The organism is Arthrobacter sp. W4I7 (assembly GCF_030816215.1).
GTDB classification, from domain to species: domain Bacteria; phylum Actinomycetota; class Actinomycetes; order Actinomycetales; family Micrococcaceae; genus Arthrobacter; species Arthrobacter siccitolerans_A.
The window spans coordinates 1,618,963-1,642,632 of sequence record NZ_JAUSXU010000001.1; the positions used below are offsets into that span (position 1 = coordinate 1,618,963).

The 23,670-nt window shown below is 65.9% G+C and carries 20 protein-coding genes; 15 read left to right on the top strand and 5 right to left on the bottom strand.

Going from position 1 to position 23,670, the window contains the following annotated elements; all coding sequences use genetic code 11:
* A complete protein-coding gene (locus tag QF047_RS07440; protein WP_307275219.1) occupies positions 1-504 on the bottom strand; it encodes a DUF3515 domain-containing protein in 504 nt (167 codons plus the stop codon).
* Between the two features lie 118 nt (positions 505-622).
* Here QF047_RS07440 and QF047_RS07445 point away from each other — a divergent pair, with 118 nt between their 5' ends.
* From QF047_RS07445 to rsmD, 5 genes are read left to right on the top strand one after another with little or no spacing between them, the layout of a single operon-like run.
* The gene (locus QF047_RS07445; RefSeq protein WP_307275221.1) at positions 623-1,996 is read left to right on the top strand and encodes a hypothetical protein; all 1,374 of its coding nucleotides are present in this window, start codon (positions 623-625) and stop codon (positions 1,994-1,996) included.
* 46 nt (positions 1,997-2,042) lie between these two features.
* Positions 2,043-3,089, top strand: coding sequence for a thiamine-phosphate kinase (gene thiL / locus QF047_RS07450; protein WP_307275223.1), 1,047 nt, complete (start codon positions 2,043-2,045; stop codon positions 3,087-3,089).
* 22 nt (positions 3,090-3,111) lie between these two features.
* Entirely contained in the window at positions 3,112-4,098 is a 987-nt protein-coding gene (locus tag QF047_RS07455) for a DAK2 domain-containing protein (RefSeq protein ID WP_306634180.1), read from the top strand.
* Positions 4,088-6,352: an ATP-dependent DNA helicase RecG gene (locus QF047_RS07460; protein ID WP_307275226.1), complete on the top strand. Its 2,265-nt coding sequence runs from the start codon at positions 4,088-4,090 to the stop codon at positions 6,350-6,352. The genes QF047_RS07455 and QF047_RS07460 overlap by 11 nt, the downstream gene beginning before the upstream one ends.
* 45 nt (positions 6,353-6,397) lie before the next feature.
* Positions 6,398-7,060, top strand: a complete 663-nt coding sequence (gene rsmD / locus QF047_RS07465) for a 16S rRNA (guanine(966)-N(2))-methyltransferase RsmD (protein ID WP_307275228.1) — start codon at positions 6,398-6,400, stop codon at positions 7,058-7,060.
* 24 nt (positions 7,061-7,084) lie between these two features.
* Here rsmD and QF047_RS07470 read toward each other — a convergent pair whose 3' ends face one another.
* Both QF047_RS07470 and QF047_RS07475 read right to left on the bottom strand, forming a co-directional pair.
* Positions 7,085-7,873: a spermidine synthase gene (locus tag QF047_RS07470; RefSeq protein WP_307275230.1), complete on the bottom strand. Its 789-nt coding sequence runs from the start codon at positions 7,871-7,873 to the stop codon at positions 7,085-7,087.
* On the bottom strand, positions 7,873-9,102 hold the full coding sequence (locus QF047_RS07475; RefSeq protein WP_307275231.1) for an aminotransferase class I/II-fold pyridoxal phosphate-dependent enzyme: 1,230 nt from the start codon (positions 9,100-9,102) through the stop codon (positions 7,873-7,875). The genes QF047_RS07470 and QF047_RS07475 overlap by 1 nt, the downstream gene beginning before the upstream one ends.
* Positions 9,103-9,145: 43 nt before the next feature.
* Between QF047_RS07475 and coaD the strand changes: the two genes are divergently transcribed.
* The 7 genes from coaD (at position 9,146) to ftsY (ending at position 17,239) form a co-directional block, all read left to right on the top strand.
* Positions 9,146-9,646: a pantetheine-phosphate adenylyltransferase gene (gene coaD / locus QF047_RS07480; RefSeq protein ID WP_307275233.1), complete on the top strand. Its 501-nt coding sequence runs from the start codon at positions 9,146-9,148 to the stop codon at positions 9,644-9,646.
* 123 nt (positions 9,647-9,769) lie between these two features.
* Positions 9,770-10,294 carry a DUF177 domain-containing protein gene (locus tag QF047_RS07485; RefSeq protein ID WP_306639087.1) on the top strand — a complete coding sequence of 175 codons (525 nt, stop codon included), beginning with the start codon at positions 9,770-9,772 and terminating at the stop codon, positions 10,292-10,294.
* 36 nt (positions 10,295-10,330) lie between these two features.
* Positions 10,331-10,534 carry a 50S ribosomal protein L32 gene (rpmF, locus tag QF047_RS07490; protein ID WP_009356569.1) on the top strand — a complete coding sequence of 68 codons (204 nt, stop codon included), beginning with the start codon at positions 10,331-10,333 and terminating at the stop codon, positions 10,532-10,534.
* Positions 10,535-10,555: 21 nt separating this feature from the next.
* Complete coding sequence (rnc, locus tag QF047_RS07495) at positions 10,556-11,299, top strand: ribonuclease III (RefSeq protein ID WP_307281831.1); 744 nt, start codon at positions 10,556-10,558, stop codon at positions 11,297-11,299.
* Positions 11,300-11,304: 5 nt separating this feature from the next.
* A complete protein-coding gene (gene mutM / locus QF047_RS07500; RefSeq protein ID WP_307275236.1) occupies positions 11,305-12,276 on the top strand; it encodes a bifunctional DNA-formamidopyrimidine glycosylase/DNA-(apurinic or apyrimidinic site) lyase in 972 nt (323 codons plus the stop codon).
* 96 nt (positions 12,277-12,372) lie between these two features.
* Positions 12,373-15,960 (top strand): chromosome segregation protein SMC, encoded by a 3,588-nt coding sequence (gene smc / locus QF047_RS07505; protein ID WP_307275239.1) that lies wholly within the window; start codon positions 12,373-12,375, stop codon positions 15,958-15,960.
* A 70-nt stretch (positions 15,961-16,030) separates the two neighbouring features.
* The gene (gene ftsY, locus QF047_RS07510; RefSeq protein WP_307275242.1) at positions 16,031-17,239 is read left to right on the top strand and encodes a signal recognition particle-docking protein FtsY; all 1,209 of its coding nucleotides are present in this window, start codon (positions 16,031-16,033) and stop codon (positions 17,237-17,239) included.
* Between the two features lie 15 nt (positions 17,240-17,254).
* Here the strand turns inward: ftsY and QF047_RS07515 are convergent, their stop codons facing one another.
* On the bottom strand, positions 17,255-18,496 hold the full coding sequence (locus QF047_RS07515) for an MFS transporter (RefSeq protein ID WP_307275245.1): 1,242 nt from the start codon (positions 18,494-18,496) through the stop codon (positions 17,255-17,257).
* 226 nt (positions 18,497-18,722) lie between these two features.
* Here QF047_RS07515 and QF047_RS07520 point away from each other — a divergent pair, with 226 nt between their 5' ends.
* Both QF047_RS07520 and QF047_RS07525 read left to right on the top strand, forming a co-directional pair.
* A complete protein-coding gene (locus tag QF047_RS07520; RefSeq protein ID WP_307275248.1) occupies positions 18,723-20,078 on the top strand; it encodes an ammonium transporter in 1,356 nt (451 codons plus the stop codon).
* On the top strand, positions 20,075-20,413 hold the full coding sequence (locus tag QF047_RS07525; RefSeq protein WP_306634157.1) for a P-II family nitrogen regulator: 339 nt from the start codon (positions 20,075-20,077) through the stop codon (positions 20,411-20,413). The genes QF047_RS07520 and QF047_RS07525 overlap by 4 nt, the downstream gene beginning before the upstream one ends.
* Positions 20,414-20,530: 117 nt before the next feature.
* Here QF047_RS07525 and QF047_RS07530 read toward each other — a convergent pair whose 3' ends face one another.
* Positions 20,531-21,934, bottom strand: coding sequence for a glucose-6-phosphate dehydrogenase (locus tag QF047_RS07530; protein ID WP_307275252.1), 1,404 nt, complete (start codon positions 21,932-21,934; stop codon positions 20,531-20,533).
* An 83-nt stretch (positions 21,935-22,017) separates the two neighbouring features.
* Here QF047_RS07530 and ffh point away from each other — a divergent pair, with 83 nt between their 5' ends.
* Positions 22,018-23,598 carry a signal recognition particle protein gene (gene ffh / locus QF047_RS07535; protein ID WP_307275255.1) on the top strand — a complete coding sequence of 527 codons (1,581 nt, stop codon included), beginning with the start codon at positions 22,018-22,020 and terminating at the stop codon, positions 23,596-23,598.
* Positions 23,599-23,670: the final 72 nt, after the last annotated feature.

The following is a 23,670-nucleotide window of genomic DNA, read 5'->3' on the forward strand; positions in this document are numbered from 1 at the left end:
CTACTGGCTTTTCGGCAGGTTCTGCAGTTCTTCCTGGCCCACGCAGTTCCGGCCGGCCGGGACCTCCGCTGCGGCAGCGGCGAGGTCGGCAAGAACCGTGGCGGAACTGATCTTGTCCGGGTCCATCAGGATCTCCGTGGCGGGCTCCCGGCCATACGTGGTGAGCGTCCACACGGGGTCGCCTTCTTTGATGACCCAGTCGATCCCGTTGACGGTGACGCACCGGTCGGTGGTGGGTCCCGGCACGTTCACGCCGCAGCGCAGGACCACCAGTGAGGGATCGCCCCAGGCGGCAGTGGCCTGGCTGTTCGTCTTGCGCAGCGCAGAGTCTCCAATGGCCTCGGGGAGCGCCACCATCATGGGAGCACATGCCGGGTTAGCCGCATCCTTGGCAGCCGGTACGTCCACCACCGGCGCGCAGGCGGCCAGGGGGAGGGCTGCAAAAGCCCCGATCAATACGGTCCTGGCAGCGCGGGCGGTCAGGGAAGTATGGCGGCGGTGCATCCCTCCATCATCCCGGCTGGGATGCGGCAAGACCAATCGCCGGCGCGCTTGTCGGCGGCTCCTGCCGTGCGCGCGCCCGTCTTCGATGCCGCCGAGCCCCCTATAAGGTGGTTTCACCATGAAAAAGACTGCGATTGCCCAGTTGTCCCGCGGGGAGTCAATGGAAAACGAGGCGTCGTTCCCTGCCCGCCGGCGAGGCGTTAGTGCAGCAGGCTGGCTGCTTGCAGTCGTTGGCCTTAGCTTCCTGGCCTGGTTCCGCCTGCCCGAAGTTACGCGAGGCACCGTTTGGGCTGAGGATGCTGTGGTCTTCCTGGCCGACGCCATGTCATCCGGGCCCTGGCAAAGCATCGTGACTCCCTATGCAGGCTATTTGCACACCGTTCCACGCCTCGTAGCGGCCATCGCCTACTCCGTAGGTCCCATTGAGGCCTACGCCACGATGATGTCCTTCACAAGCTGCATGGTGGTTGCAGCCGTCTCTGTCGGCTCCTATGTCCTGTCCGGCCAGCTCTTCCAGCACCGCAGCTACCGTCTGATGGTGGCGATGATACCGGTGCTTGTGCCTGTTGGGCCTTTGGAAGTGCTGGGCAACGCCGCCAACCTCCACTGGTACATGCTCTGGTTTTGCCCATGGCTCCTCATCTATCGTCCGCGGACCTGGTATTCAGGCCTTGCCGTCTTCGCCGCGATGCTGGCCGCCGCAACCACCGAGATTCTTGTCGCTTTCTTTCTCCCCCTGGCCATCTGGTCCGCTTTTAGGAAGAGGAACTACTGGGCGCCCGCCGCATTGGTCCTCGGGAGCGGCCTCCAGCTCGTAGCAACCATCGTCGCGCCCCGGTACTCGGCTGCACCACAGGTCGACGCAGCCGAGCCGTTGTCCATCCTGTACGGCTTTTTGCTCCAGGCGGTGGGGTCCATGTGGGTGACGGATGCGCATACGATGGCGCTCAACGTTGCCACCTTTGGTGGCTACGCCGTTGCTGTTCCGTGCGCCGTCATCGTCGGCCTGCTTGCTTACATCCTTGTGTTCGGCCATCCCCGCTGGAGGGCGGTGGCACTGTATGCATTTGCGGCAGCCGCGGCCTGTTGGACGGCAGCAACTGTCCTGAACCCCCCACCCTCACCCGAGTTCGACTTTCCCAATTTCACGCGGGAAGAGTGGCTGACCGTCTTCACCTTCTTCCGTTATGCAGCGGCCCCGTCAATGTTTCTGCTGGTCCTGATACCGGCGGCATGTGCCGTGGCCGAGGACAGAAAGCTGATTGCCGCCAGCAGGAGCAGGTACTGGGCCCCCGCCCTCATGGTTGTTTTTCTTTCGATCCACTTCTTTCAGGCCACCACTACACGTCAGACGGGACCAGAATGGGCTGCCGCTGTGCAGGTCGCTGCGACCCGGTGTGACGCTGATTCGGCACTGCCGGAAGTATCCATTCCTGTGACCCCAGAGGGATGGCGGGTAGCCGTCAACTGCACCATGTTGCGCGGGCGCTGAACGTCCACGCGGACACGATGTCGGCCGGGCGCGGTAGCGTAGTGGCGTGCCCGAAGACCTCCGCAACCGCGTTGACCGCCAGCCTACTGTCGCCGGCCTTTCCGAAGCCGACCTGTTGGCCCGGATCTTCCCGCGCCTGCGCATGAACGACGCCCACACCTCAAGCACGCTGCTCGGGCCGGGGGATGATGCCGCCGTGGTGGCGGCGCCGGACGGGAAGACCATCATCAGCATCGATACCCAGGTCCAGGACCAGGATTTCCGCCTGGAATGGCCGAACGGCTACCGGACCACCGGGTTCGACGTCGGCTGGAAGGCCGCGGCGCAGAATCTCAGCGATATCAATGCCATGGGGGCCACCGCCACGTCCCTCGTCGTGAGCCTCACCCTTCCACCCGGGACACCGGTCAGCTGGGTGGAAGACCTGGCGGACGGTCTGACGGCCGGGATCCGGGAACTCGGAGCCGGCAGATGTTCCGTGGCGGGAGGAGACCTTGGCCGCGGCCGGGAAATTTCGGTCACCGTTGCCGTACTCGGCACCCTGGACGGCGGCCACGCCGTGCTGCGGTCCGGGGCGAAGCCGGGGGATGTCCTGGCGCTGGCCGGTACGGCCGGACATGCTGCTGCCGGCCTGGCCCTTCTGGAGTCCACCGTAAACGTCAATGCTCTGGGTGAAACTGAGCGCGCCTTCCTGGACCTGCAGTGCAGGCCGCGGCCACCGCTGGATGCCGGCCCCGCAGCCAGGGCGGCCGGTGCCACGGCCATGCTGGACATCTCGGACGGGCTGCTGCGGGACGGGTTGCGGCTGGCAACAGCCAGCAGCATGGCAATCGACCTGGACCCGGCGCAAGTCCAGGTGCTGGGGGAAGTGTTGCGGCCCGCCTCGGCGCTGCTGGGAACGGACCCCGCGGCATGGGTGCTCAACGGCGGGGAGGACCACGGCCTGCTGGCCACATTCCCTGCCGATGTTCAGCTGCCTCCCGGATTCGCTGCGATAGGCTCAGTACAAGCACTGGGAAGCAACGAAAGCCCGAGCGTCAAGATCGCGGGCCGGCCCGCGGACGCCGGAGGATGGGATCACTTTGCACACTAAGGTTGCCGCCAACGCGCAAGCGATGAAGAGGTGGTTGGGCAAGGCTGAGACCGTCATTGGGAACCACAGTGACCGCCTGAACGCCATCAATATCTTCCCGGTGGCAGACGGGGACACAGGTACCAACCTGTACCTGACCGTGCGCGCGGCCGCCCGGTCTGCTGCTGCGGCTGAAGACCAGCCCGCCCAGCTGGATGTCGGCGTCGTCCTGGCCGCCGCCGGCCAGGCCGCGATGGAGGAGGCCCGCGGAAACTCGGGGACCCTTCTCTCGGTGTTCCTGTGTGCCGCGGCTGAACCCCTGGCGGGCCACACCCGGCTGACGTCCACCCTGCTCGCCGCAGCGCTTAACCGGGCCCAGATCCGGGCATGGTCAGCCCTCAGCGACCCCGTTCCGGGAACCATGCTTTCAGTCATGGAGGCCGCAGCCCGGGCTGCGGCCTCGGTGGACGCCGGGCAAAACGGTGACGACAGCAACCACGCCCTGGGCCTGGCCCTGGATGCCGCAGTTGAAGGTGCCCTGGCTGCCGTGATCCGCACCGAGGACCAGCTGGACGCCCTGACCTCGGCACGGGTAGTGGACGCCGGCGGAGTGGGAATGCTCCTGATCCTGGATTGCCTGCGTTCCGCCGTCCTGGGACAGGAACTCCAAAGCGAGCTGCTCGACGGCCTGCACGGCTATGACGTATCCGATCCGCACATCCACACTGCCCTGCCCGACGATGACGGCGTCGAAGTCATGTGCACCATCAACCTTTCACCCCTCAACGCAGCCACCCTCCGGCAGCAGCTCGACGAAATCGGCGAGTCCGTGATCATGAGCCAGGTAGGCGGCAACGAGGACGCGGAGGGGAACTACCGCTGGCGGGTCCATGTGCACGTTCCGCAACCCGAACCGGCTGTCAGCATCATCCGGGGCCTGGGGGAGCCTTCCCAACTCAGTATCAGCGAACTCGCATTGCCCCGCGAACCCCACACCGATGCAGTGAACTCCAGTGGGCATGACCGCTGAACTGGACCTCGCGCTGGAACGGCGGCTCGGAAAGCGTTCCGCGACTGTCATTGAGAAGCATCTTGGCATCACCACGGTGGACGGGCTGCTGAACTACTTCCCGCGCCGCTACATGAACCGCGGGGAGCTGACACCCATCGGCGAGCTCCCCCTCGACGAGGAAGTCACGCTCATCGCCAGGGTGCTGTCCAGCAGTACCCGGAACATGCAGGCGCGGCGCGGAACCATCACCGACGTCATAGTGTCCGACGACGACGGGCGGCAAGGACTTCGGCTGGTCGGCGGGAGGGACTACCGCGGCAAAGCGCCCGGCACCCTCAAAATCACATTCTTCAACGGGTACAAAGCAAAAACCGACCTCCTGCCGGGACGCCGGGCCCTGTTCTCCGGAAAAGTGACCAGGTTCAAGGGACAACTCGGCCTCACCAACCCGGATTTCCAGCTCCTGGATGATGACCCATTCAGCGAGGGCAGCCAAGACCCGGAAAAACTCGCCGCCATGCCTATCCCGGTGTATCCGGCCACGTCCAAACTGCCCAGCTGGAAAATCCAGAAGGCTGTTCAGACGCTGCTGGAGACGCTGGACCTGGACGCCTTGCCCGATCCGGTCCCGCCCGCCGTCGTAAGCCGCGAAAAATTCCTGCCGCTGGCTCGGGCCTACCGCCTCATCCACGAGCCCGAATCCGCTGACGACTGGCGGCGGGCGCGGGACCGGCTCCGGTACCACGAAGCGCTGGTGTTGCAGTCCGCCCTGGCGCGCCGGCGGGCGCAGTTGGCCGCGGAGGAAGCCACGGCCCGGCGCCAGGTTCCTGACGGGCTTCTCGCCGCCTTTGACGCGAACCTCCCCTTCACCCTCACGGCGGGGCAGGCGGCCATCGGGAAGACCCTGGCGGCCGAACTTGCCCGCGACTCGCCGATGAACCGGCTGCTGCAGGGCGAAGTGGGGTCGGGCAAGACCATCGTGGCGCTGCGGGCCATGCTGCAGGTGGTGGACGCCGGGGGACAGGCCGCACTGCTGGCGCCCACCGAAGTCCTCGCCGCCCAGCACCATGAGTCGATCCGCCGTTCCCTGGGAGCGCTCTCCAAAGATGGCCTGCTGGGCGGGCTGGACGCTGCCGCGGTCCAGGTCACGCTGCTCACCGGTTCCATGCCCACCGCCGCACGGAAGCAGGCCATGCTCGATGCCGCGTCCGGGACTGCGGGCATCATCATCGGCACCCACGCCCTGCTCAGCGGCAACGTCACCTTTTACGATCTTGGCCTGATCGTGGTGGACGAGCAGCACCGCTTCGGCGTGGAACAGCGGGATGCCCTTCGCGCCAAGGCGCGGAAGCCGCCCCACCTGCTCGTCATGACCGCCACGCCCATCCCGCGCACTGTTGCCATGACCGTGTTCGGGGACCTTGAGACGTCGGTGCTGGACGAACTGCCCGCAGGCAGGGCCCCTATCAGCACCCACCTGGTTGGCCTTGCCGAAAACCCTGCCTGGGCCGGGCGCATCTGGTCCCGTTCCCGCGAGGAAATCGATAACGGGCACCAGGTGTATGTTGTCTGCCCCAAGATCGGTACGGACGACGACGGCGACTTCAGCCCGGGGGAAGCGGACCTGGCGGAGGGCGTTGAGGGGGAAAACGGACGGGAACTCGCGTCGGTGACCGCCGTCGTCGAACAACTCCTGGCCGAGCCGGCACTTTCCGGTGTTCCCCTGGCGCCGCTTCACGGGCGGCAGCCTCCGGACACGAAAGCCGCCGCCATGGCCGGCTTTGTGGATAACCAGGTCAAGCTGCTTGTCTCCACCACCGTCATTGAGGTGGGCGTTGATGTCCCCAACGCCACCCTGATGGTCATCCTCGACGCCGACAGGTTCGGCATCTCGCAGCTGCACCAGCTGCGCGGCCGGGTGGGCAGGGGCGGGCTACCCGGAACCTGCCTCCTGGTCACCGCCCTGGAGCCTGGCCACCCCAGCAGGAAGCGCCTGGAAGCAGTGGCCGCCACCACGGACGGTTTCGAGCTTTCCCAGGAGGACCTCAAGCTGCGCCGCGAGGGCGACATCCTGGGTGCTTCCCAGTCCGGCGGCCGCTCCACGCTCAGGCTGCTGCGTGTGCTTGAGCATGAAGCCGTCATCAGCCGGGCCAGGGAGGACGCCCAGCAGATCGTGTCACATGATCCGTCGCTGGCTGCACACCAGGAACTGGCCGAAGCAATCGACAAGTACCTCAACCCCGAAAAGGAGGCGTTCCTTGAACGCGGTTAGCACGGTGGGACCCGCAAGGCACGGCGGCGGAAATACAGGTGGCCAGTGAGCCGGATCATCTCAGGAGCAGCGGGTGGTACGCCCCTGCAGGCGGTCCCGGGCTCCCTGACCAGGCCCACTACGGACCGGGTCAAGGAAGCGCTTTTCTCCAGGCTTGATGCCTTTGACGTCATCAGTGGTGCCAGGGTGCTGGACCTCTATGCCGGCTCAGGATCCCTGGGCGTGGAGAGCGGCAGCAGGGGCGCCCAAACTGTAGACCTGGTGGAGTCCGATGCGAAGGCGAGTGCTGTTTGCCAGCGCAACGCGGACCTCATCAACGGGGTCCTGGGCCGCAAAGCGGTGACGGTGCACCGGTCCAAGGTGGAACCGTTCCTGGAGCGCGCCACTGCCGCCGCCGCATGGGATCTTGTGTTCCTGGACCCGCCGTATCCGCTGGAGGAGGTCGCGTTGGCCGCTGTGCTCGAAAAGCTGGCCGCCCACCTGGCGCCGGCGGCAGTGGTGGTGGTGGAGAGGTCCTCCCGTTCGCCGGAACCGGCGTGGCCGGGCGGGCTGGCGCGGTTCGCAGAGAAAAAGTACGGCGAAACCCGGCTGTGGTTTGCGGAGCCCTTTGTGCCGGACGCCATCGACGCGGACGCCCTTGAGGCGGAAGGCGTGGATGCGGACAGGGCTGACCCGGATCCGGTTGAGGCGGACGGCACCGGCAGTTAGGCAACCCGCCCGGTCCGGCCGTGTTCAGACCGCGAGGGCGTCCAGGTCCACTCCTGCCAGGACCCTGGCCGGATGCGGTCCCCGCGCGGCCAATTCCGCGGACCAGCCGGCCGGCCAGGCTGTTTGGGTGCCGGCCAAAATGATGTTCCCGGGGTAGCGGCCCTCGAACATGCCTGCTTCAGCAAAAGCGGCAACGTCACCCATGGCGCGCCGCATTGCGCCCACCTGGCTCCGGACCAGGGTGAGGCCCGGCTCGTCTCCAACGTTGACGATCAGGATTCCTTGCGGGGCAAGCCAGTTCCGCAGCTCGCTGTAAAACTCGGTGCAGGCAAGGTGGGCCGGCGCTTCGGGGCCGGAGAAGATGTCGAGGATCACCACGTCAAAGCGGAGGCCCGGATCAAGGTCAGCCAGGGCATCCCGGGCATCTCCGATGATGGAGTGCAGCTTGGTCCCCTCGGGGAGGGGCAGCTGCCGGAGGACGAAATCGAGCAGCTCACGTTCCAGCTCCACCGCGTACTGGGTTGATCCCGGCCTGGTCGCCTGGATGTAGCGCGCCAATGTCAGGGCCCCCGCTCCCAGATGCAGCGCGGTGACCGGCGCTCCTGCGGGGGCGGAAAGGTCCACCAGATGCCCGATCCGCCGCAGGTACTCGTAGAAGATCTCCTCCGGCCGCGCCAGGTTCACGTGCGACTGTTCCGCCCCGCCGATGCTGAGCACGTAGCTGCCCTCGGTGAAAGTGTCCGGCTCGATGGATGCGTGCTGTCCGGTGGTGCGAAGGAACCGTGCCGCTCCCGGCCCGCTGCCTGCCTGCATCAAACCAGCCCGCCAAGGGTGGCGAGCCGGGCGGCAGCCTCCTCGAGGACCTCTGTCTTTTTGCAGAATGCGAAGCGGAGCAGGCTGCGTGTCCTCCCCGCGCCTTCCGGATGGCAGAAAACCGGGACCGGAATTGCGGCGACGCCCACCAGGCCCGGAAGCCTGCGGGCCAGGTCCACGGAATCATGGATTCCCAGCGGCGCGGTGTCGACGTTCACGAAGTATGTACCCTGCGGCGTGTAGACGTCGAAGCCCGCGGCCCGCAGCCCGTCGCTGAGGATGTCCCGCTTGCGCTTCAGGGTGGCGGCAACGCCATTGTAGAAGGCGTCCGGCAAACCGAGCCCGGCGGCAATGGCTGACTGGAACGGGGTGCCCGAACTGTAGGTGAGGAACTGTTTGACGGTGCGCACGGCGGACACAAGTTCCTCCGGGCCTGTGACCCAGCCGATTTTCCAGCCCGTCAGGGAAAACGTCTTGCCGGCAGAGGAGATGGTGATGGTACGGTCGCCGGCTCCGGGCAGGGACGCCACCGGCACGTGGCGGGCGCCAAAAGTGAGGTGTTCGTAGACTTCGTCCGTGATGATCAGGCAGTCATGCTTCCTGGCCAGGTCAACGACGCGTTGCAGGACGCTCTGCGGAAATACTGCACCCGTGGGGTTATGCGGGTTGTTCAGCAGCACCGCCCTGGTCCGCCCGGTGAAGGCTGCTTCCAGGGCGGCCAGGTCCGGCATAAAATCCGGGGCCAGCAGCGGGGCCGTTACGTGGGTGGCGCCGGTGAGTCCGATCACCGCGCCGTAGGAATCGTAGAACGGTTCGAACGTCAGGACTTCGTCCCCTGGACCGGCGAAGGCCAGCAGTGCGGCGGCGATGCCCTCGGTGGCACCGGTGGTAATGATGACCTCGGTCTGCGGGTCAGGGGAGAGGCCGTAAAACCTTTCCTGGTGGGCGGCCACTGCCTGGCGCAGTTCCAGGATTCCCTTGCCGGGTGCGTACTGGTTCACGCCGGCGGCGATGGCGGCGCGCGCAGCTTCCCTGATTTCCAGCGGTCCGTCCTCATCCGGAAAACCCTGGCCCAGGTTGATGGCACCGGTCTGCGCAGCGAGGGTGGTCATCTCCTCGAAGATGGTGACGCCGAGCCCGCCGTCCGGCCCGAGGAGATTGGCTCCTAGTGCCGTCCGTTGCCAGGGGGCAGGGGCCAGGGGGGTGGAAAGTTCCCGTCGAGGATGCATCCAGTCATGGTATCCCGGCCTTTTCATGGGGTAGGTTCGGAGCATGAGACGAGCTGTCTGCCCCGGATCCTTTGACCCCATCCACAATGGCCATCTCGAGGTTATTGCACGGGCTGCCAGTTTGTTTGATGAAGTCATCGTTGCGGTGTCCACCAACCCGGCCAAGAAGTACAGGTTCACGCTGGCAGAGCGGCTGGACATGGCCCGCGAAACGCTGGCGTCGCTGAAGGGCATTGTGGTGGAACCGGTGGGCGATGGACTCCTCGCGGAGTATTGCCGGCAGCGGGGTGTGTCAGCCATCGTTAAGGGCCTTAGATCCTCTTCCGACTTCGACTACGAGCTGCCCATGGCCACCATGAACCGCCAGTTGAGCGGTGTGGAAACAGTCTTCCTGCCGGCAGAAGCCCACTACATCCACCTGTCCTCCACCTTGATCAAGGAAGTCGCGGGACTGGGCGGCAGCGTCTCCGACTACGTCCCCAGGTCAGTGCACCGCAGGATGGTGGCGGGCGGGTCGTCGGTCGATGACCAGCCAAGAGGGTAGGCTGGTCAGGTACTTCGGCGGTCCCCGCTGGTCGGTTTGAGTCCCCGCGGCTCTTCAGGCTAAGATGGTACGTCGGTCATATGTTCAACAGGAGTTCTCATTAAAAGAGATGCTGGTTCGCCCCTGGCGTTCGACGTCAAGGACCTCGGACGCAGTCCGGGAAGCATGCGGACACTGAAGGAACATGTACCCGCACCGGGTGATCTTGGTGTGGCGCTCATTGGTGTTCAGGAAGGCTCGGATGTCGAGCTGGATCTGAGGTTTGAGGCCGTACACGAAGGAATTCTGGTATCTGGAACTGCGCTTGCCGAAGTAACCGGTGAATGCGGCCGATGCCTGGATCCCCTTGCGTATGACCTTGAGGTCAATGTGCAAGAACTTTTCTTCTATGAAGGCGTACAGCTTTCGGACGAAGAAGATGATGAAGAGCAACGTCGAGTCGAGCGCGATGTAATCGATCTTGAACCGGTGTTGCGGGACGCGGTTGTCACCAATCTGCCGTTCCAGCCGGTGTGCCGGGAAGACTGCCAGGGCCTTTGCTCCGAATGCGGAGTTCGCCTGGAAGACGAGCCGGGGCACCACCACGAGGTCTTGGACCCTCGCTGGGCTGCCCTAGCTGATATGGCTAAGCCTGACCGGCAAAATTGATTTGTACGTGTTTGTCTAGAGAGAAATGAGTTAGCCGTGGCTGTTCCCAAGCGGAAAATGTCTCGCTCGAATACCCGCGCCCGCCGCTCGCAGTGGAAGGCGACCGCCCCCCACCTGGTGAAGACCGTGGAGAACGGCCAGGTTACTTACAGCCTGCCGCACCAGGCCAAGGTTGTCACCGACTCGGCCGGTACTGCGCTGTTCCTTGAGTACAAGGGCCGCAAGGTCGCGGACGTCTAATCGGCCACTCAGGCTGACATGATGTCTTCAACTGAAGAGCTTCTGAAGCGTCTCGGTGTCTCTATTGACGCCGGGACGCTTCGTCTTGCGCTCACACACCGTTCCTACGCCTACGAAAACGGCGGCATCCCCACAAACGAGCGGCTCGAATTCCTGGGTGACTCCATCCTGGGGTTCTCCGTAACGGACGCCCTGTACCGGGACAACCCGGACCTTCCCGAAGGCGATCTTGCCAAGCGCCGGTCGGCTGTAGTCAGCACCCGGGCCCTTGCCGGCATCGGGCGCAGCCTGGGCATTGGCGAATTCATCTACCTCGGGCAGGGCGAAAAGCTCACTGAGGGAAAAAACAAGGCGTCGATCCTTGCAGACACCATGGAGGCCTTGATCGGTGCCACCTACGTGTCCAACGATATCGAGACGGCCCGCCAGCTCGTGATGCGGCTGATCGGGCCCCTGCTGAAGGACGCGGCTGCCCTGGGCGCCGGGACCGACTGGAAAACCAGCATCCAGGAACTTGCGGCCAGCCGCCAGCTCGGAACCATCCACTATGCGGTGGAGGGTTCCGGCCCGGACCACGCACGGGTTTTTACAGCAGTCCTGCACATCGGCGGCACGGCCTACGGCAGTGGCACGGGCCACTCGAAAAAGGAAGCGGAGCAGGAAGCTGCCGCTGATGCGTGGCGGGCCCTTTCCGGCACTGCCGTGTCAAAGGCTCCCGCTTCCGCCACCGGCGGCAAGTCAGCCGGCTCCATCGCCGCCAAGTAGGCGTTGTGCCCGAACTTCCCGAAGTTGAGGTGGTCCGCCGCGGCCTGGTGAGCTGGGTCCGCGGCCGGACCATCGAGGGCGTGGACGTCCTTGACGAACGATCAATCCGCCGCCATGCGCTGGGTGCCGGGGATTTCGTCGGGAACCTCGAGGGGGCCACCGTCGCCGACGTCGTGCGGCGGGGCAAGTTCCTCTGGATGCCGCTGCTGGACGCCTCCGCCGGCACCCTGGATCCAAGCCCTTCCGTCGTCGGCCGTCCCGCCGTGGCACTGATGGCCCATCTCGGGATGAGCGGCCAACTGCTTCTGCAGGACGGAAGCGTTCCGGACGAGAAGCACCTCAAAGTGCGGTTCCGTTTGAGTTCCAGCGACGGCATGCCCGAACAATTGCGGTTCGTGGACCAGCGGATCTTCGGCGGATTGTTCGTCACCTCGCTGGTACCAACGGACGACGGCGGCCCTGGCGGACTCGCCGAGTCGCCCCTCCCGCTGATAGCAGAGGAAGCATCGCACATCGCACGGGATCCTCTGGACCAGGCCTTCTCGTTTGACCTTTTCTACCGCCGCCTCCGCAAGCGCAAAACCGGACTCAAACGGGCGTTGCTGGACCAGGGGCTGGTATCCGGCATCGGCAACATCTACGCCGACGAAGCACTGTGGCGTGCGCGCCTGCACTTTGCCCGGCCCACGGACACCCTCCGCCGGGCCGAAGCGGAAAGGGTGCTGGGCAGCGCACGTGACGTGATGCTCGATGCGCTGGCCGCCGGCGGAACCAGCTTCGACTCGCTGTATGTGAACGTCAATGGCGCCTCCGGGTACTTCGACCGGTCCCTCAACGCCTATGGCCGGGAGGGACAGCCGTGCAAGCGCTGCGCCGCTGCGGGAATCCATGCAGTGATCCGCCGCGACCAGTTCATGAACCGTTCCTCACACACGTGTCCGGTCTGCCAGCCCCGCCCCCGAAACAGTCGCTGGTAGTCCGCCTGCTGCTAAATCCCGGGCATTCCACCACTACCCAGTAGATTTGGTGCAGCGAAGCATGTGCCACACGCCAGCCAGGAGATCCGAAACGCCTTGCACCTCAAAAGCCTGACCGTCCGGGGGTTCAAGTCATTTGCGTCCGCCACCACCTTCGAGTTCGAACCAGGCGTCACCGCGGTGGTGGGCCCGAATGGCTCCGGCAAGTCCAATGTGGTGGATGCCCTGGCCTGGGTCATGGGGGAGCAGGGTGCCAAGACCCTCCGCGGCGGGAAGATGGAGGACGTCATCTTCGCCGGAACCTCAGGCCGGCCACCGCTCGGCCGCGCCCACGTCTCGCTGACCATCGACAACACCGACGGTGCCTTGCCCATCGAGTACAGCGAGGTGACCATCGCGCGGACGCTTTTCCGCGCGGGCGGGTCCGAGTACGCCATCAATGGTGCCAGCTGCCGCCTGCTGGACATCCAGGAACTGCTCTCCGACTCCGGCCTGGGCCGCGAGATGCACGTCATCGTGGGCCAGGGCCAGCTGGACAGGGTCCTGCACGCCACCCCGGAGGACCGCCGCGGTTTCATTGAGGAAGCGGCCGGCATCCTCAAGCACCGCCGCCGCAAGGAACGGACGGTGCGCAAGCTGGAAGCCATGCAGGCCAACCTGCAGCGCCTCACCGACCTCACGGGAGAAATCAGGCGCCAGCTCACCCCGCTGGGCAAACAGGCTGAGGTTGCCCGCAGGGCCCAGCGTGTCCAGTTCGACGTCCGCGACGCACGCGCGAGGCTGTTGGCGGACGACCTCGTCCAGCTGCAGCAGGCCATGGAGCAGGACGTGGCAGACGAAGCCGCCCTGAAAACCCGGCGCGCCGCCGTCGAGCAGGAACTGGTTGCAGGCCGCCGGCAGCAGGCCGCCCTGGAGCAGCTCGCTGCCGAGGCAACGCCAAAACTGAACGCGGCACGCGACACCTGGTACCGGCTGACAGCCTCGCGCGAACGGCTCCGCTCCCTCGGCTCGCTCGCCCGGGAACGCAGCCGCCTGCTCGGTTCCACTGAGCCCGCCCCCGCCGGCCGGGACCCTGAACAGCTGGAGCGCCAGGCCGCCCGGGTCCGGGAGGAGCTCGCCGAACTCGAACGCCACATCCTGGACAGGCGGAGTGCCCTGGAGACGGCCAGTGCGGCAAAGGCGCAAGCCGAAGCTGCAGCACTAGCCGAAGACAAACGGCTCACAGCAGTTCTGCGGGCCGCCGCTGACCGGCGCGAAGGACTGGCACGGCTCGCCGGGCAGGTTGCCGCTGCACGGTCCCGCGTGGAATCCGCGCAGGCTGAGCTGGGCAGGCTCCGGGAGTCCCAGGCCGCGGGGCTGGAGCGGCGCGCCCGGGCACAATCCGAGTTCACAGCGCTTGAAAACCAGGTGGCCGGGGTGGAGGAGGGCGAGGAATCCCTTGATGCGGACTACGAGGCCGCCAGCGAGGCCCTGGACGCGGTGCTGCAGGAAATCTCCGGGTTGACCGCCGCCGTCAGCGAGGGAATCCGGAAGCGTGATGCCCTCGCGGCGCGCCTGGACGCCCTGAAACTTGGCCTCACCAGGAAAGACGGTGCGGCCCATGTCCTGCGGGCAGGCGTTGCAGGAGTGCTGGGAAGCCTCGCCGCGGAACTCACCGTGGAACCGGGCTTTGAAACGGCAATAGCCGCTGCCCTGGGGGAGGCTTCCGAAGCGGTGCTGGTCCGCGACGAGGAGACGGCGGCAGCAGTGGTTCAGGTTCTGAAGGATGACGACGCCGGCCGCGCGTCGCTCCTGCTGGCTTCCGCAGGTGCCGCTTCCGGAGCTGAGGCCCGCCCGGCGCCGTCCCTCCCCGAGGGAGCCGAATGGGCTGCCGGACTCATCAGGGACGCCGGATTGTCCGCCCCCGCGGTGAGGCACCTGCTGAACGGCATCGCCGTCGTCCCCGACGTCCAGGCAGCTGCCGCCGTGGTGTCGGCCCACCCAGAGGTCACCGCGGTTACCCGGGCGGGTGATATTTTTACGGCTGTTTCCGCCACGGGCGGGTCAGCCAAAGCCCCGTCGCTTTTGGAAGTCCAGGCTGCGGTAGACGACGCCGAAGGCCAACTCTCGGCCGTCACCGCTGGGCTTGAGCGCAGCAGGTTCGCCCTGGCCGGCGCCGAGGCCCGGCGGTCAGAGGCGCAGGACCGGGCCGACGCCGCCCTTGACCGGCTGCATGAGTCAGATGCGAGGCTGGCCGCTGTTGCCGAGCGGCTGGGACACCTCAATTCCGTGCTCCGCAGTGCCGTGGGTGAAAGCGAGAGGCTGGCGGCGTCGCTGGCGCGGGCCGAGCAAAACGTTGCGGCGGAAGAGGAAGCGCTCGCTGCCGTGGCCGCGCGGCTGGCCGCCGCCCAGGAAGCGCCGCTGGAGCAGGAGCCCTCCACCGGGCATCGGGATGCCCTTGCCGCCGCGGCGGCAGCAGCCCGGGCCGCCGAGGTGGAGGCACGGTTGTCGCTGCGCAGCGCCGAAGAACAACTCGCCGCCACCCAAAACCGGGTTGCGTCACTGGAGCGTGCGGCGGCCACCGAACGCCGCGCGCGCGAGGAAGCCGCGGAACGGGCCCGCAGCCGGCGCGCCCAGGCGAAACGTGCCGCGGCCGTCGCAGCCGCCGTCGAACTCGCCCTGCGGTACATGGATGTGTCCGTGGACGTCGCACGGCACGAGCGCGACCTTGCGGAGGAGAACCGGGAACAGCGGGATAGCGAACTGCTGCACATCCGGTCAGCGAACGACACCTTCGCCCGGGAACTGGCCGAACTCACGGACAATGTGCACCGGGATGAGTTGGCCCGCGCACAGCAACTGGCCCGGATCGAAGCCCTCGAAAGCCGCTCCATTGATGAGCTCGGAATTACCCCGGACGCCCTGGTGACGGACTACGGGCCGGACGTGCCCGTTCCGGTCCCGGCCGGGGAAAGCGCCGACAAGTGGGCGGCCCTGCGCGCCCCGGTGGACGATGCCGGAACGGAAATCATCGAGGGAAAGCCTTACGTCCGCGAGGAGCAGGAGAAACGGCTCCGGAAAGCCGAACGCGACCTCTCCAGCCTGGGCCGGGTGAACCCCCTGGCACTGGAGGAATTCGCCGCGCTCGAGGAGCGCCACCAGTTCCTCAGCACGCAACTGGAGGACCTGAAAGCCAGCCGCAAGGACCTGCTGGACATCATCAAGGAAGTGGACGACCGCGTACAGCGGGTCTTCACCGAAGCCTTCGAGGATACCCAGGCGCAGTTCACCAGGGTCTTTGAGCGGCTGTTCCCCGGCGGCGAGGGACGGCTGGTCCTCACGGATCCGGGGGACATGCTGACCACCGGTATTGACGTGGAGGCCCGCCCTGCGGGCAAGAAGATCAAGCGCCTGTCGCTGCTGTCCGGCGGTGAGCGCTCGCTGACCGCCGTCGCCCTGCTGGTGGCCACCTTTAAGGCGCGCCCGTCGCCCTTCTATGTGATGGATGAGGTGGAGGCTGCCTTGGATGACACCAACCTGGGCAGGCTCATCACCATCTTTGAGGAGCTCCGGGAGTCCAGCCAGCTCATTGTCATCACCCACCAGAAGCGGACCATGGAAGTAGCGGACGCACTCTACGGCGTGACCATGAGGGGCGACGGCGTGTCCACCGTGATCAGCCAGCGCCTGGCAGCTGAGGTCTAGGCGCGTCTGGCGGCGGGCGGTGCCCGTTTGGCGTCAATCACGCGTCATGCCTGTGTGAGAAGCTAGGGGAGTGAATGACATCCTCCCCATAATTTTGTCCATTGTTGCTGCCTTGGCGGTTATTGGCGGGCTGATTCCGGTCCTGCTCAAGACGCGGAAAAACATCAACCAGTACCCGGGCACCCGGGACGCCAACGATCCCGTACTGCCCCGGGGCGGCAGCACGGCGGTCGAGGACAGGCCGGCCACCACCACGGACGGCACGGCCGCCGATACCGTGGACCTGGAGGAACTGGACACCACCACAGTCCCGGACGACGCGGCGGGGCTGGAGGTCATCCCGGTAGAGACGCCGCTGCCGGTAGCCGGCCGGCTCATGCGCCTTCGCGAACGGCTCGTCCGCTCCAACAACATCATGGGCAAGGGCCTCCTGGCCCTGCTGTCCAGCGACAACATCGACGAAACCGTCTGGGACGAAGTTGAGGAAACCCTCCTCCTGGCTGACCTTGGCACCGAACCGACCATGCAGCTGGTTGACGCCCTGCGTGAGCGGGTCAAGGTGCTGGGCACCCGGACCCCGGAGCACGTCAAGGTGCTGCTCCGGGAAGAACTCATCAAGCTCGTTGATCCCGCGATGGACCGCACCCTCAATGTCCAGCGCCACGACGGCAAGCCTGCCGTGATGATGGTCGTCGGCGTGAACGGCGTCGGCAAGACCACCACCGTGGGCAAGCTCGCCCGCGTGCTGGTGGCGGAGGACAAGGACGTCCTCCTGGGTGCCGCAGACACCTTCCGGGCCGCTGCCGCCGAGCAGTTGGCCACCTGGGGCCAGCGCGTGGGCGTCCCCACCGTCAAATCGGACATCGACGGCGCCGATCCCGCCTCTGTTGCCTACGAGGCGGTCAAGGCCGGCATCGACCAGGAAGTCGACGTGGTCATGATTGACACCGCCGGCCGGCTCCAGAACAAGGTTGGCCTCATGGACGAGCTCGGGAAGGTCAAGCGCGTCGTGGAAAAGCTGGCTGAGGTGGATGAGGTCCTCCTGGTGCTGGACGCCACCACCGGCCAGAACGGGCTGAACCAGGCGCGGGTGTTTGCAGAAGTGGTCAACATCACGGGCATCGTCCTCACCAAGCTGGACGGCACGGCCAAGGGCGGCATCGTGGTCGCCATCCAGAAATCCCTTGGCGTTCCGGTCAAGCTCATCGGACTGGGCGAAGGCGCGGACGACCTCGCGCCCTTCGAGGCCGAAGCATTTGTGGACGCCCTGCTGAACTAGTCCCGCCGGAGACCCTCAGGCCTTGGCGGGTTTGAGGGTCTCCCTGGTGACGAGCCACGCGCCCGCTGCCAGCACCATGATGCCGCCGGTAACCCCGAAAGCCCAGCCATAGCCCAAACGGTCCGCGAGCACACCGGCCGCGACAGGCCCAACGATCGCTCCGACGTCGGACGCCATCTGGAACACAGCCAGCACCTTGCCGCCTGACCGCCCGGTGCCGATCACGTCTGCGACGGCCGCCTGCTGGGCGGGCCCGAACAGCCCGGAGCCGACGCCGGCCACTGCGGAGGCGGCCAGGAACCACCCGAGCTGGTCAGCGAACCCGATGGCAGCAGTGGCGGCGCCCGCCACCAGCAGCCCCGCGATCATCATGGGCCTGCGCCCCATGCTGTCCGCCAACCTGCCCGAAAAGGTCAGCGCCGCGGCATTGCCTGCGGCGAAGACGGCCAACGCCAGCCCCGCCGCCTCCGGACCGGCGCCGAAGACAGCAGCGGCCAACAGCGGAACAGTGGCCATCCGGACACCGAACGTGCCCCAGCCGTTCGCGAAACTGGATGCCAGCGCAGCCCGGTACGCGCCCGTTGCCAGGGCCTCCCCAAAGTGCATGTCCGGTGCCCGCTGCTGTTCGCTCGCTGATCCGCGGCGCTGGTGGCTCAGCTGTGTCTGCACCACCAGCGCGGCAACAACCAGCGCCGCGGCATAGGCCAGGAAGGGTATCCGGAGGCCGAACCCGGCCAACAACCCGCCCACAATGGGACCGCACACGTTGCCGACAAGGAACGCTGACGCGTATGCCCCGGAAACCCGGCCGCGGCTCTCCGGCGGCGCGAGCCGGATCACCAGGGCCATCGACGCCACAGTGAACATCACGGAGCCGGCACCGCCGAGCCCACGGAAGAGCAGCAGCTGCCAGTAGTCCTGGGCAAAGGCGCAGGCCGCCGTCGACACGGCCACGATGAGGAGCCCGGCCACGTAGACGGGCCGTTCACCCACCTTGCCGATCAGGCTCCCGCCAGCGGGAGCAAAGACCAGCCGCATGAACGCGAAGATGGCAACAATCACGGATGCTTCGGTGTTGCCCACCCCAAAGGTTGTTGCGAATTGCGGCAATACGGGCGCAACAAGCCCGAATCCAAGCGCAATCAGGAACGCGGCAACGAGCATCACCTTGATGTCGCGCGGAAGCCGGTCCCGATTCGGCCGAAGGCGGGCCAGGATCCTTGAAGTGGCGCCGCTTCCGCGGGGTGCTGCCGTCATGGTGCGGAAATCCTTGCAGTCAGGTGGGCCAGGTGCCGGCGGGAACGAGGAAACACAACCGTAACAAGTGCGATATGCACCATTTACTTCCTAGAGGTTGTTGTAACAGGCCGGCAATCTAAATCCTCCGCGGGCGAAACACGCCAACGACAAACTCTTTACAGGACGCAAAAAGGCGTTGGCAGGCGGAGGACTCCGCAAGAATCGATGAGAGAGGACGTGCACCATGGAACTTACCGCAGGTCACGTTTGGATCATGGTGGCGGCAGCCCTTGTGCTGTTCATGACACCAGGTCTGGCATTTTTCTATGGCGGCATGACCCGTGCCAAGGCCGCACTGAACATGATGATGATGAGCTTCATCTCCATCGGCATGGTCGGCGTTGTCTGGGTTCTCTGGGGTGCATCCATGAGCTCCGGCGAAGGTTTCCTGCAGATTGTCGGCAACCCCTTCGCTACGTTCGGCCTCGAGGGGATCGATGCACCTGATGGACTGATCAAGGTTGGCTACGCGGCCACCTTCGCCATCATCACCGTCGCACTGATCAGCGGCGCCATCGCCGACCGCGCCAAGTTCGGCGCCTGGACCGTGTTCGTCCCCGTCTGGGTCACACTGGTGTACTGCCCGCTGGCCTACATGGTCTGGGGCGGCGGACTGTTCGGCCCCGAGGGTGCCGTGGGACAGGCACTCGGACCCGCCATCGACTTCGCCGGTGGCACCGTGGTCCACATCAACGCAGGCGTCGCGGCCCTGGTACTGGTCCTGATCATCGGCAACCGCAAGGGCTTCGGCAAGGACCCGAACCACCGCCCGCACAACATCCCGTTCGTGATGCTCGGCGCAGCCATCCTCTGGTTCGGCTGGTTCGGCTTCAACGGCGGCGCCGCCACCACTGCTGAACAGGGCGGCCTCATCTGGGTCAACACCCTCGCTGCCCCCGCGGCAGCCATGCTCGGCTGGCTTGTCACCGAACGCATCCGCGACGGCCACCCCACCTCGCTGGGCGCAGCCTCCGGCGTCGTTGCCGGCCTCGTCGCCATCACCCCCGCCTGTGCCAACGTCAGCCCCGTCGGTGCCCTCGGCCTCGGCGTGGTAGCCGGAGTAGCCTCCGCACTCGCCGTGGGACTCAAGTTCCGCTGGGGATTCGATGACTCGCTCGACGTCGTCGGCGTCCACCTCGTCTCCGGCATCATCGGCACCGTTGCCCTGGGCTTCATCGCACTGCCCGCCGACGGCGTGGGTGGCGGCCTGTGCTACGGCGGCGGATTCACCCAGCTGTGGGCACAGCTCGCAGCAGCAGGAATCGCCATTGCCTACTCCGCGATCCTGACGGCCATCATTGCCCTGGCCATCCACAAGACCATGGGCTTCCGGGTCTCGCAGGAACAGGAAACGGTGGGTGTGGACCTCAGCCTGCACGCCGAGACCGCCTACGAGTTCGGTGTCAGCGGCCACGGCGGAAGCTTCCAGCCGCTGCACGACATGATCACGGGCAAGACCCAGCAGGAAGGCGCACAGGCTGCCGAAGCCGCAGCGTCGAAGAAAGAATCAGCAACAGGTAAGGAAAGCGTGGGGGCATGAAACTGATCACCGCAATCGTCAGGCCGGAAAAGCTCGAAGCCATCCGGGAAGGACTGGAAGCCTACGGCGTACAGGGCCTGACGGTCAGCGCGGCCAGCGGCTACGGCCGGCAGCGCGGCTACACCGAGGTGTACCGCGGCGCCGAGTACAACGTGGACCTGCTGCCGAAGATCCGGGTGGAAGTCCTGGCGACGAACGAGCAGGCCGATGACATCCTGGACGTCATCATCGCCAGTTCGAACACCGGCCGGGCCGGCGACGGCAAAGTCTGGACCATTGACGTCTTCGAAGCAGTCCGGGTCCGCACCGGGGAACGCGGCGTCGCCGCCATTTAGGCGGCGGCACGTCGACACGGCAGGCTGGCACCTGGGAAGAGCGGGCAGGAAACCCAAAGGTTTCCTGCCCGCTCTTCTGTTCTGCCCTACCCGCTGCCTGCGCTGGTCCGCCTGGCGCTACTCTGCGCGCGCGGTACTGGACCATTCCGCCGGACCGGCCGATCCGGCGTCGTACTCTTCCAGCCTGACGCTGTCCTGCTGCCATGCCTTTAACACCGGCTCAACGATCCGCCAGCAGTCTTCTGCGGTATCGCCCCGGACGGAGAGCAACGGATCGCCGGCCAGCACACCCTCAAGGACTTCACCGTAGGGCAGGAGTTCGGAGGCGCTTAGTTCTGCCTCAAGGGTGATCCGGGACAGGCTGAGGATTTCCCCTGGACCGTTCACATCGACGTCGAACTCGAGGGTGTCCGGCCCGAAGCCGATCCGAAGCTGGTTTGGCGAATCCACCCCGGTAAAGCCCCGAGGCAGATGGGGCACTGGCCGGAACGTCACCACGGCTTCCTTGCGCTTAACGCCTATCGCCTTTCCGGACCGGAGAATAAACGGGACGCCTTTCCAGCGCCAATTTTCGATTCCTACCTGGATCTGGGCGAGGGTTTCAGTCCCGCGTGACGCGTCCACGCCGTCCTCCCGGGCATAGTCCGGGACTTCCTTTCCTGCCAGTGTGCCGGCCGTGTAACGCGCCCTGTGGGTGGACCCGGCGTAGGGCGCGCCGACGCTGGCCGCGCGCAGGACCGTCGAAATCGCATCGCGCAGGTCCCGTTCGCTGATGCTCGACGGCGGCTCCATGGCCATCAGGGCCATGATCTGCAGCAGGTGGCTCTGGATCATGTCACGGAGTGCGCCCGCGCCGTCGTAGTAGCGTGCCCGGCCCTCCAGCGCCAGGTCTTCGTCGAAAATGATCTCCACTTTTTCCACGTGATGCCGGTTCCAGACCGGCTCCAGGAAGTTGTTGGCGAACCGCAGACCCAGGATATTCAGCACCGTGGCCTTCCCCAGGAAGTGGTCCACCCGGTGGATGTGGTCCTCCGGGACCAGACGCGCCAGGGTCTGGTTCAGCGAATGGGCGGATTCCTCGCTGGAGCCGAAGGGCTTTTCCATCACCAGCCGCGTTCCGGCCGGCACCTGGTCCGGCCGGAGGGTTTCGCAGGCCAGCTGGCTGATCCGCGGCGGCAACGCGAAATAGACGGCCGTGGGACCCTCCAGGGTGGCCAGGGCCGCGGCCAGAGCACCGTCGGCGGTGACATCGAGCTGGTGGTAGACGGTTTCCTTTTCAAGGTCCTCCAAAGACGTCCGGCCTGCGGCATCGGCCGCTTCCGCCGACGCCGCAAAAGACTGATGCACCCTCTCCCGCCATTGCTCCGGCGTCCAGGGATCCGAGCCTGCCCCCACCAGCCGCAGCCCTGCCGCGCGGCCCGTGGCCACAAGGCGTGCGAGGCCCGGCAGGAGCAGCCGGCCTGTGAGGTCTCCGGAAGCGCCGAGGATGAGCAGGGTTTTTACCGTTGTTTGGCTCGTCATTTCGCCAGCATGCCACCTTGCGGGCCGGCTTGGTACCCTAGATAGTCGAGTCACGATCATCCACTGAAAGAAGTGCACGGCACGTGTTCAATTCACTCTCTGACCGGTTGACAGCAACCTTCAAGAATCTCCGCGGCAAGGGCCGCCTCACTGAGGCGGACGTTGATGCCACAGTGCGGGAGATCCGCCGCGCCCTCCTGGACGCGGACGTTGCCGTTCCCGTAGTCCGTGAATTTACAGCCCGGGTGCGCGAACGCGCCCTGGGCTCCGAGGTTTCGGGTGCACTGAACCCGAGCCAGCAGATCGTCAAGATCGTCAACGAGGAACTGGTGGAGATCCTGGGCGGCGAAACCCGCCGGATCCGCCTGGCCAAGAACGGCCCCACCATCATCATGCTGGCCGGCCTCCAGGGCGCGGGCAAAACCACCCTCGCCGGCAAGCTGTCCAAGTGGCTGAAGTCCCAGGGCCACAGCCCCATGCTGGTGGCCTGCGACCTGCAGCGCCCCAACGCTGTCACCCAGCTCCAGGTAGTGGGTGAGCGGGCCAAGGTACCGGTCTTCGCGCCCCACCCGGGAGCCACGTCCTCCGAACTGGACCACCCGGCCGGGGACCCGGTGGAGGTTGCCCGCGCCGGCGTTGAGGAAGCCCGCCAGAAGCTTCACGACGTCGTCATCGTGGACACCGCCGGCCGCCTCGGCGTCGACGCCGACATGATGGAGCAGGCACGCCAGATCCGCCGCGCCATCGTGCCCAACGAAGTCCTGTTCGTTATCGACGCGATGATCGGCCAGGACGCCGTAAACACGGCGCTCGCCTTCGACGAGGGCGTGAACTTCACCGGCATCGTCTTGTCAAAGCTCGACGGCGACGCCCGCGGCGGTGCCGCCCTCTCGGTCGCGTCGGTCACCGGCAAGCCCGTGATGTTTGCGTCCACTGGCGAAGGCCTGGACGATTTCGAACTCTTCCACCCCGACCGGATGGCCTCCCGCATCCTCGACATGGGCGACGTCCTGACGCTCATCGAGCAGGCCGAGAAGAACTGGGACAAGGACGAAGCTGCCAGGATGGCGAAGAAGTTCGCCGACCAGGAAGACTTCACCCTTGAAGACTTCCTGGCCCAGATGCAGCAGATCCGCAACATGGGCTCCATGAAGAAAATGCTCATGATGATGCCCGGCGCGCAAAACATCCGCCAGCAGCTCGAGAACTTTGACGAGCGGGAAATTGACCGCGTCGAAGCCATCGTCCGGTCCATGACGCCCCATGAGCGCCTGGCCCCGAAGATCATCAACGGTTCACGCCGCGCCCGCATCGCCCGTGGCTCCGGCGTGCACGTTTCCGAGGTGAACGGTCTGCTGGAGCGCTTTGCGCAGGCCCAGAAGATGATGAAGAAGATGGCCCAGGGCGGGATGCCGGGAATGCCCGGAATGCCAGGCATGCCCGGCGGCGGCGCACGGAAGAACGCGAAGAACGCCGCCCCCAAGAAGAAGGCCAAGTCCGGCAACCCGGCCAAGGCTGCCCAGGAGCGCAAGGACGCCGAGGCCCGCCGCGCGAACGCCGCCAAGGCGCTTCCCACCGGTGCCGCTTTCGGCCAGCAGGGCGGCGACTTCGATCCCTCGCAGCTGAACCTGCCCAAGGGTTTCGACAAGTTCCTCGGCAAGTAACAGCCCAACTGTGTAGCGCCAAGTGTCGTTTTGACCCCTCAAAACGACACTTGGCGCTACTCACTTAAGATG

Coding starts and splice junctions, on each gene's coding strand:
- QF047_RS07440 (WP_307275219.1), bottom strand. CDS start 504: ATGCACCGCCGCCATACTTCCCTGACCGCCCGCGCTGCCAGGACCGTA.
- QF047_RS07445 (WP_307275221.1), top strand. CDS start 623: ATGAAAAAGACTGCGATTGCCCAGTTGTCCCGCGGGGAGTCAATGGAA.
- QF047_RS07455 (WP_306634180.1), top strand. CDS start 3,112: ATGAAGAGGTGGTTGGGCAAGGCTGAGACCGTCATTGGGAACCACAGT.
- QF047_RS07460 (WP_307275226.1), top strand. CDS start 4,088: ATGACCGCTGAACTGGACCTCGCGCTGGAACGGCGGCTCGGAAAGCGT.
- QF047_RS07470 (WP_307275230.1), bottom strand. CDS start 7,873: ATGCAGGCAGGCAGCGGGCCGGGAGCGGCACGGTTCCTTCGCACCACC.
- QF047_RS07475 (WP_307275231.1), bottom strand. CDS start 9,102: ATGCATCCTCGACGGGAACTTTCCACCCCCCTGGCCCCTGCCCCCTGG.
- coaD (WP_307275233.1), top strand. CDS start 9,146: ATGAGACGAGCTGTCTGCCCCGGATCCTTTGACCCCATCCACAATGGC.
- rnc (WP_307281831.1), top strand. CDS start 10,556: ATGTCTTCAACTGAAGAGCTTCTGAAGCGTCTCGGTGTCTCTATTGAC.
- QF047_RS07515 (WP_307275245.1), bottom strand. CDS start 18,496: ATGACGGCAGCACCCCGCGGAAGCGGCGCCACTTCAAGGATCCTGGCC.
- QF047_RS07520 (WP_307275248.1), top strand. CDS start 18,723: ATGGAACTTACCGCAGGTCACGTTTGGATCATGGTGGCGGCAGCCCTT.
- QF047_RS07525 (WP_306634157.1), top strand. CDS start 20,075: ATGAAACTGATCACCGCAATCGTCAGGCCGGAAAAGCTCGAAGCCATC.
- QF047_RS07530 (WP_307275252.1), bottom strand. CDS start 21,934: ATGACGAGCCAAACAACGGTAAAAACCCTGCTCATCCTCGGCGCTTCC.